Below are 7,112 nucleotides of genomic sequence, written 5' to 3' on the forward strand. Positions count from 1 at the left end.
AAAGCCGCGCGGTTCAAGGGCAAAGATTTTGCGGGCGCGCGCATCGTTTGCCAGTGTTTCATTACGCACGCTGTCGATGAGCTTGCGTCCGACGCGCGCATACAACGGCGTTACCAATCCCAGCCATAAACTCGAAAGGCGCGGCGTGAGCACCGGCACCGGAATGATGAGGCGCTTGAGGCCGCGTTGGCGGCCATATTCTTTCATGAGATCCAGATAAGAAACCGGCTCAGCGCCGCCGATTTCAAAAATGCCGTCGGGCGCAACCTCCAGCGCCGCGACGAGGTACGCAATTACGTCTTCAATGGCAATCGGCTGCGCCAGCGAGCGCGTCCAGCGCGGCGTGATCATGATCGGCAATTTCTCCACCAGGCTGCGAATCATTTCAAAGGAAAGGCTGCCGGAGCCGATGATGATGGACGCGCGCAATTCAATCACCGGAACGCCGGTGCTGCGGAGCACGCGCCCAACCTCTTGCCGGCTGGCGAGATGCGGCGAAAGCGTATCGCCCCGGCCAAGGCCGCCGAGATAAATGATGCGTTTCACACCGGCGGCAGCCGCCGCTTGCGCAAAATTCGCAGCAGCTTTACGATCTTCCTCCTCAAAAGCGCCGTTTGAGCCCATCGAGTGCACGAGATAGTATGCCGCGTCAACCTCCGTCATGGCGGCATGCAAGGAAGGGGCATCCAGCACATCACCTTTGATCACTTGCGTGTTCGGCCCGACGCGGCGCGCGACGAATTCCGGACGGCGCGCCAGACAGCGCAGATGGCAGCCTTTTGCTTCGAGCGCGCGCAACAAGCGCCCGCCCACGTACCCGCTTGCGCCGGTGAGCAACACCACGCGCGAGTTTTTTTCCACAGCAGACGTCGTATCGGTTTGAGTGATCATACGATTTCGCGAGCGGCAAGCTCAAGCCTCCATCAATGCTGGCGTCAATTTCTCGCCGGCAATCAAGGTTTCACGGATTTTTTCGAAAATCTTTTGATCGTGCCGGCGTTGCGTTGCGCTGCGTTTCCGCATTGTTGCCAGCGCCAATGCCATGCGCTGATTCGTTTTTAATTTTTCTGCATGCCGCGCCAGAAATGCCCAGTAAAGCGGGGTAATCGGACAAATCGTTTTGGGATCAAAGGCGCAATGGCTGCAATAGTCGCTCATGCGATTGAGATAGGCGGCGCCGGAAACATAAGGCTTGGTGGTGATGAAATCGCCGAGCGCAAAGGTTCCCATGCCCAACACATTCGGTTCCACAACCCAATCGTAAGCATCGCTATATGCCACCCAAAACCAGTCGGTCAACTCGCGCGGTGAAACGTCCAGCAGTGTCGCGAGATTCGCCAGCACCATTAAGCGCGTGATGTGATGGCTGTAACTCTCCTCCCAAACCGCGTTGACGACATGATCTAAACACGCCAGCCCGGATTCTTCGCCCCAATAAGCCGGTGGCAGCGGCGTTTGATCGCCCAAAACTGCGGGCGCAGCGCCGCCGTCGAGGCGCGCATCGTCACTGAGAGAAGCCGGCCAAGTTTTCTTTGTCCAACGTTGGTAACCTCCATCTCCCGGCGCTTTCCTAATTTCTACCGAAGGCAAATTGCGAAAACCGTCAGTGGCATCATGTACGTGATGCACATACTCACGCCACCCCAGAATCTGCCGAATAAATCCTTCCCGGCTCGCCAGAGGCAACTCCAATTGCTCGACTTCCGCGACAACACGCTGCGGCAGCAAGCGATGCAGGTTCAACAATGGCGACAAACGCGTGTGAAACAAGCTGCGGGAGGCCGCAGACATTGCATCTTCATAAGGCCCGAACCACGGCAAACATTCTCGCTTCGCCCAGTCCCAGAGTTGTTCTGTGTCGTGCAATGTTGCAGGCAGTGTGCTCAAATCAAGGCGGCCGGGATGATGCGCATAATGTTTCTCGATCAACTCGCCGACTTCGGCTTTGATATCGGTCAGCGCAAAACTCGGCGGCGTGGGCGCGGCTGGCTCAAATTTCCACGGCCGGCGATTCTCCGCATCAAAGCTGAATTTTCCGCCCAGCGGCTTGCCGCTGTTCATCAGTATGCCGGTCGCGCGGCGGACATGGCGATAAAACGCATCCATGCGCCAGGGCATTTTGTTTTTCTGGCTGGCATGAAATTGCTCTGCGGTGGTGAGCCAGCCTTCATGCGGAATGATTTTCACTGCGCCGCTGTCTAGCAATGGCTGAAGATCGACGCGCAATTCGCGCTCTGCCGGCTGCATCATCTCCAACGGGCCAAGCTCGGCGCATAAAGGCCTCAGGGCTTCGCAATAAGGCGAATCACAAAAAAGGTAGCGAACGGCAACGCCACGCCCGGCTTGTTCCAAAGCAAAATGCCGTGAATTCGAAAGAACGAATGCGAGTTTTTGTTTGTGATACGGCCGGCGTTCCGCTTTCCAGCGGTTTTCAATTAGAATGATGCCAAATGCGCGCGGATTTTCACGCGCCAGCGGCCCGAGTTGATCTGAAAGTTGATCGTAGGGCACGAACAGCCACCGGCGGTTGCGATCATCGCCCTTAAGCCGGCTCAGTTTTTCTAAAAATAGGTTCAAGGTTTTTTATAGTCTTGATTTTTTCCATTCCACTAATGCGCGTGAGCCGTTCAGGTTTCCGCCATTTGACAAATCGGAATTCGCAGTTACCATAATTTTTGGAAAAATTAACAAACGGATAAAACGGCGACGGGCATTGCTGGCCCGCCGCCGTTGCTTGCGAAAGCCGAAAACCTCCAATAACCATCGAACAACACATAGACGCGATGAAGCGCGGCAGAAATTACTTGATCAATGTCATTTTTCGCGTCTGTTTGAAGTTCTCAGCTTCCAATCTATAGAAATAAACGCCGGTTTTCGCCGGCATGCCATTGGCGTCGCGACCGTTCCACAACACGTCATAACTTCCCTGAGGCTGCACGCCATCAACAAGACGGGCGATTTCCTTGCCGAGGATGTCGTAAACCGTGAGCTTCACCCGGCTCTGATTGGGCAATACGTATGAAATCTTCGTCTCCGGATTGAAGGGATTGGGATAATTCTGCAACAACTCGAACTGTTGCGGAACTGCCGATAAGCGATCATTGAGACCGGTCGTCACGAAGTGATCATTGACCGGCAAAGCGCCGAGCGTGCCGTTGCTCAACAGGCCGGTGGCAAAAACAGTGTAATTCTTGCCATTTTCCAGCGCGACCTGCGCAAGTTCGAGCGCGACCGTGTTGGTTCCGGCGACGCGCACTTCGAGATCGTAACTGCCCGCAGGCACATCAGCATATTCTCCGAAGGAACGAAACGCAATATTACTGAACAGTACCGGGCCGTTCTTCACGGCAATATCCACCGCCGGAGCGTCCGCGCTGGTGTGCACGAAGCGAACCTTGGCGTTTTGCGCATCCGGCACGCGATCATCTTCCAAAACCACCGGATGCAAATCGTTCGCACCCAGCAAGCCGGTGGCAGCAAGCGTGTAGGCTTTGCCGCCCGTGAAATTCACTGTGGCGTCGATCACAATCGGCTGTGTGGCGCCGGCGGGAGAAACTTGAATGCGATGTTCGCCTTCAGGCAGATTGAGGTAATCGCTCACTGCCAGGTAAGGCACATCCGTCAACACGCGATTGCCGTCGATCCAGATATCGACATTCGGCGCATCGGGCGAGAGGTGGGCAACACGCAATTGAAATGTTGCCGGATTGCCGCCGCGCGAATCGACTGCCGGGAGGGCATCCAAAGAACCATTGCCGGCCAGGCCGATGGCAAAGACGCTCAGGTTGGTATTGCTTCCTAGCGTGACATTCGGCACTGTCAATGCGACGGTATTCGTTCCCGCAACACGCACTTCAATATCATATGCGCCGGGGTTGACGCTGAGATAATTCGAAGATTGCCGGAAGGAAACATGGCTGAACAAAATCGGGCCATTCTTGACGGCAATGTCAACGGCCGGCGCATCCGGCGAGGTGTGCACGAAGCGAACTTTCGCCTTGCCATTTTCGCTGTCGCGATCATCCACCAACACCAGCGGTTTCAGATCATTCGCGCCCAGCAAGCCAGTGGCAGCAACGGTGTAGGCGCGATTCGCTTCAAAAGCAACGGTCGCGTCAATCACAATCGGTGAATTCGCGCCGGCGGGCGTGACTTGAATACGATAACTGCCGGCAACCAGATCAAGGTAGTCACTAATCGCCGGATAAGCCACATTCTGCAATGCGCGCTCGCCGTTAACCCAAACATCTACTGCCGGCGCATCGGGCGAGAGATGGCCAACACGGATTTGCGTCATGCCATAATCCACCGCAGGAAGCGCGCCTAGCGTATTGTTGCTCAATTGACCGATGGCGAAGACGCTGTAGTTGGTGCTGGCCGCCAGGGCGACATCATCCAAACTGAGCGCGACTGTTGCCGTTCCGGCAACGCGAACTTCCAGGTCGTAGCTGCCCGCGTCAACGCTGAGGTAGTTGCTCGCTTGACGGAAAGAAATGTTGTTGAAGAGAACCGGGCCGTTTTTGACGGCGATGTCAACCGCAGGCGCGTCGGCGCTGGTGTGAACAAAACGGATTTTGGCTTTCTGCGCTTCGGGGCTGCGATCATCAAGCAAAACTATTGGCTGCAAATCACCTGCGCTCAACAAGCCGGTCGCGGCAACGGTGTAGGCCTTGTTCGCCTCGAAATCAACGGTTGCGTCGATGACGATGGGAGAACTCGCGCCGGCGGGCGAGACTTGTATGCGGTATGCACCGGCCGTCAACTTGAGATAATCGCTAATCGCCTGATAAGGAACGTTTTCAAGCGTGCGCACGCCATTGACCCAGATGTCGACATTCGGCGCATCGGGTGAAAAATGCGCCGCGCGAACTTGAGTCATGCCGAAATCAATGACAGGCAGCGCGTTCAGCGTTGCGTTGCCGGCAAGTCCAGCGGCAAATACTGTGTAATTCGTGTTTGCCTCGAGCTTGACTCCATTAACGGCTAGGGCAACTGTGCTTGTGCCGGCAAGGCGAACCTCGAGATCATAAACACCAGGGTCGACGCTGGCGTACCCGGCGGATTCACGAAACGAAACGTTGCTAAAAATCACCGGGCCGTTTTTGACGGCGATGTCAACCGCAGGAGCATCCGGTGAGGTGTGCGCAAAGCGAATTTTGGCTTTCTGCGCCTCGCCCGTGCGATCATCCACCAGCACGATCGGCTTCAGGTCGTTCGCGCTCAACAAGCCGGTGGCAGCAATGGTATAGGCCTTGTTCGCTTCAACATTGACGTTGGCATCGATCACCACCGGCGTTTCAGCGCCTGCCGGGGTAACTTGCACGCGATACTGCCCGGCATCGACTTCAAGAAAGCGGCTGACCGCTTTGAACGGCACATCTTCGAGCACGCGATTGCCGCCCACCCACACATCAACGTTCGGCGCATCCGGTGACAAATGTGCGACGCGCACCAGCGCTTTATTCTGCGCGAAAGCAGAGCCGCCGATCATCACGGCTAAGGATAGAAGCGAAAGCTTCAAAAACTTCTTCATTTGGGGTTCTCCTTGGTTTGTTGAACAAGCAAGGTTGTTAACTTCGACTGTTTCACAAGCTCTAGAGTGAATTTAAAATTTTGACTTCGTGATGGCCGGCGTCTAATTCATGTCTAATAATATATAATTTGTCTAATAAATGTCAAGCTTTTTGTGCTTATTTTAGGATATTATTTTGGACAAATTAGAAAAATTAACGAATTATGTGAACATTTATATTGACAAAAATTAGACAAAATGCTATATTCGGGCATGGAAAAAGATCATAAATACCCCATCAACATCGTTGCCCAAAAAACCGGATTATCGTCGCATGTGATTCGTGTTTGGGAGAGACGATATGGTGCGGTTGTGCCGGAACGCACGGCAACGAACCGGAGACTTTATTCCGACGCAGATATTGAAAAACTCATGCTCCTGGGCAAGGCGGTTAAGTCCGGGCACGGCATTGGAAACATTGCCGAGCTTTCCGCGGAGCGATTGCGCCAGATTTTGTCAATAGACAATGCGCCCGAGGCAAAGGCGGAGCGCGCCGCAGCGCCAACGCTGAAAGAGCCGGCCACGTCGAGATTCTATCTGGAAGCCTGCATGGCAGCCGTGAAACGCTTGGACGGCAGTGAATTGGAACGCGCGATTGGCCGCGCAGCCGTGGCTCTGAGTCAACCGGTTTTAATCGACGAGGTGCTGGTTCATTTGATTCATCGGGTGGGAGAGATGTGGCACGACGGCAGGCTGCGTGTGATTCACGAGCATTTGGTCACAGCGGTGATCCGATCATTTTGGGGAAGCCTGCGCAGCGGCCAGGAGACGCCGGGCAACGCGCCAAACCTTGTGATCACCACGCCCGCCAGCCAACTACATGAACTGGGCGCTGTCATGGCGGCGGCAACAGCCGCGGCAATGGGCTGGAAAATAACCTATCTTGGCCCCAATCTGCCCGCAGAAGAGATTGCCGCAGCCCTGGAGTTCAACCCGGCGCTGGCGGTGGCCCTGAGCATCGTTTATCCTGAGGATGATCCTTTGCTGGAGCACGAGCTGCGCAAGCTGCGGCGCTATTTGCCCCGGGAAGTCGCGCTCATTGTCGGCGGCCGCGCGGTTGAAAATTATAAGAAGGTATTGGAGGAAATCGGCGCGAGTCTGGTTTATGACATGGCGGGTTTTCGGGAAGCGCTGGCAGGCTTGCGGCGGGGGCAGGTAGCTGCTGCTCCGGCATGACGAAGATTTGAGCTTGAGGTGAAAATAAAGCCACTTTTTTGCCCGGGCATTTCGCGACCGCACACGTTTTCTCAAACCACCGATAAACACGGATTTTCACTGATTCTTTTGCAGGTTCTATCATCGTCTCGTTCGAAAAATCTCAGAAATACGTTGAAATCCGCGTGAATCAGTGGCTAAGGCTTTATTTCTAAAAGTGTCCGGCCGCGCCATTGGAATTTCGGCTCGATGCATTCCCAATATTGACTTTTGAGAAAAAATTTCTATATTGGGTGTCGCAAAATACTCCCGAGTAGCTCAACCGGCAGAGCGGGTGGCTGTTAACCACTAGGTCGTAGGTTCAAATCCTACCTCGGGAGCCAGA

Annotated in this window: 3 protein-coding genes, 1 tRNA gene and 3 pseudogenes; 2 read left to right on the plus strand and 5 right to left on the minus strand. The window is 54.8% G+C overall.

Going from position 1 to position 7,112, the window contains the following annotated elements:
- The 5 genes and pseudogenes from FBQ85_23890 to FBQ85_23910 all read right to left on the minus strand — a co-directional run.
- A partial coding sequence (locus tag FBQ85_23890) for an NAD-dependent epimerase/dehydratase family protein (GenBank protein ID MDL1878180.1) occupies positions 1-891 on the minus strand: 891 nt, incomplete at its 3' end.
- Positions 892-912: 21 nt separating this feature from the next.
- Entirely contained in the window at positions 913-2,577 is a 1,665-nt protein-coding gene (locus FBQ85_23895) for a deoxyribodipyrimidine photolyase (GenBank protein ID MDL1878181.1), read from the minus strand.
- A 568-nt stretch (positions 2,578-3,145) separates the two neighbouring features.
- Positions 3,146-4,297, minus strand: a pseudogene (locus tag FBQ85_23900) (DUF4397 domain-containing protein).
- A gap of 15 nt (positions 4,298-4,312) precedes the next feature.
- Positions 4,313-4,879: pseudogene (locus tag FBQ85_23905) on the minus strand (DUF4397 domain-containing protein).
- A 6-nt stretch (positions 4,880-4,885) separates the two neighbouring features.
- Positions 4,886-5,533 (minus strand): annotated as a pseudogene (locus FBQ85_23910) (DUF4397 domain-containing protein).
- A gap of 237 nt (positions 5,534-5,770) precedes the next feature.
- Here FBQ85_23910 and FBQ85_23915 point away from each other — a divergent pair.
- Together FBQ85_23915 and FBQ85_23920 are read left to right on the plus strand one after the other, a co-directional pair.
- Positions 5,771-6,748 carry a MerR family transcriptional regulator gene (locus tag FBQ85_23915; GenBank protein MDL1878182.1) on the plus strand — a complete coding sequence of 326 codons (978 nt, stop codon included), beginning with the start codon at positions 5,771-5,773 and terminating at the stop codon, positions 6,746-6,748.
- A 286-nt stretch (positions 6,749-7,034) separates the two neighbouring features.
- Positions 7,035-7,110, plus strand: a tRNA-Asn gene (locus FBQ85_23920).
- The last annotated feature ends 2 nt before the right edge of the window (positions 7,111-7,112 follow it).

This window comes from Cytophagia bacterium CHB2 (assembly GCA_030263535.1).
Taxonomy (GTDB): Bacteria; Zhuqueibacterota; Zhuqueibacteria; order Zhuqueibacterales; family Zhuqueibacteraceae; genus Coneutiohabitans.